Source organism: Xanthobacter sp. BG11Y11_SDJG, assembly GCF_057364445.1.
The window spans coordinates 1-1,907 of the sequence record NZ_JBNFNU010000580.1 but is presented as its reverse complement, the minus strand read 5'-3'; the positions used below and the strand labels follow the sequence as shown (position 1 = coordinate 1,907).

The window sequence follows — 1,907 nt, the reverse complement described above, 5'->3', positions numbered from 1 at the left end:
CGGCGAACCGCCGGACGGGCGGCGCGGCGCCCCGGTCCGGACGGCGGGCGGGCGGAGGAGCGGGCGGGCGGACGGGAAGGAGGATTTCATCGCCGCAGATAGAGCATGAAGCGCGGTGCAATCCAACTTCGCCACCGCCCCGCCGCCATGGGTCGCTAACCGGACACCGTCGCGGGCCCCTGCCAACCTTGCCTCCCGCGCGGCGATCCCTTAAGACGCCAGCTAAACGCCCCGGACCAGCGCCGGGGCTTTGTTTTGTCGCGCGGGCCGCCAGGCGATCCCCGCGCCGCTTCGAGGAGGCTCCACCCCGTGGCCAACGTGGTCGTGGTCGGCTCGCAATGGGGCGACGAAGGCAAGGGCAAGATCGTCGACTGGCTCTCCGAGCAGGCGGACGTGGTGGTCCGCTTCCAGGGCGGCCACAATGCCGGCCACACCCTCGTGGTGGGCGGCAACACCTACAAGCTGTCGCTGCTGCCCTCGGGCGTGGTGCGCCCGGGCAAGCTGTCGGTGATCGGCAACGGCGTGGTGCTCGATCCCCAGGCGCTGGTGGACGAGCTGGCGCGCCTCGCCGCGCAGGGCGTCGTCGTCGGCCCGGAGCGCCTGCGCATCGCCGAGACCACGCCGTTGATCCTGCCGTTGCATCGCGAGCTGGACGCCCTGCGCGAGAACGCCACGGTGGAGAGCGCGCGCATCGGCACCACCAAGCGCGGCATCGGCCCGGCCTATGAGGACAAGGTGGGCCGCCGCGCCATCCGCCTCGTCGACCTCGCCGAGCCGGCCAGCCTGGCGGCCAAGGTGGAGCGCCTCCTGGCGCACCACAACCTGATCCGCCGCGGCCTCGGCGTGCCGGAGGTCGACGCCACCACTTTGGTGTGCGAGCTGAACGCCATCGCCCCCCGGGTGCTGCCCTTCATGGACCGGGTGTGGGACCTCTTGGATCGCGCCCGTCGCGAGGGCAAGAAGATCCTGTTCGAGGGCGCCCAGGGGGCGCTGCTCGACATCGACCACGGCACCTATCCGTTCGTGACCTCCTCCAACACCGTTGCCGGCGCGGCCTCCAGCGGCTCGGGCATCGGGCCGGGCGCGCTCGATTACGTGCTGGGCATCACCAAGGCCTACACCACGCGCGTCGGCGGCGGCCCGTTCCCCACCGAGCTCACCGACGCGGTCGGCAAGACCCTGGGCGAGAAGGGCCGCGAGTTCGGCGTCGTCACCGGCCGGGCGCGCCGCTGCGGCTGGTTCGACGCCGTGCTGGTGCGCCAGACCGTGCGCACCTGCGGCATCCACGGCATCGCGCTCACCAAGCTCGACGTGCTGGACGGGTTTACCGAGCTGAAGGTTTGTGTCGGCTACACGGTGGATGGAAAGCAGATCGACCACCTGCCGGCGGAGAGCGGCGCGCAGGCCCGCGCCGAGCCGATCTACGAGACCATGGAGGGTTGGCAGGATTCCACCGCCGGGGCGCGCTCCTGGGCGGACCTGCCGGCGGAGGCCGTGAAATATGTGCGCCGGGTGGAGGAGCTGATCGGCTGCCCGGTGGCGGTTTTGTCCACAAGCCCGGAGCGCGACGACACCATACTGGTGCATAATCCTTTCCTGGCCTGATCCAAGGCCGCCCACGGAACGCGAAGCAAAGTCCCGATGGCCGATTATTTCCCGCTTCTCGCCCGCGCGATCGCGAGCCTGCCGCAGAAGAGCGCCGAGAGCCGGCGCGCGGTCTACGACCGTGCCCGCGCGACGCTGCTGCGCCAGCTGCGCAGCGTCGACCCGCCGCTGCCGGAGGGCGAGATCACCCGGGAGCGGATGTCGCTCGAGGACGCCATCCGCCGCGTGGAAGCGGAATTCCCGCCGCCGCCCGAAGCGGTGACGGAGGAAAGCCCGCCGGAGCCGGAGGAGCCCGCGCCGCC

General features: G+C 71.5%; 1 protein-coding gene and 1 pseudogene. Both read left to right on the top strand.

The annotated features are described in order from the left end of the window. Positions 1-309 precede the first annotated feature (309 nt). Positions 310-1,605, top strand: coding sequence for an adenylosuccinate synthase (locus AC2W7M_RS24620; protein ID WP_486135659.1), 1,296 nt, complete (start codon positions 310-312; stop codon positions 1,603-1,605). Between the two features lie 36 nt (positions 1,606-1,641). Further along, positions 1,642-1,907: pseudogene (locus AC2W7M_RS24615) on the top strand (histidine kinase); the annotation flags it as partial.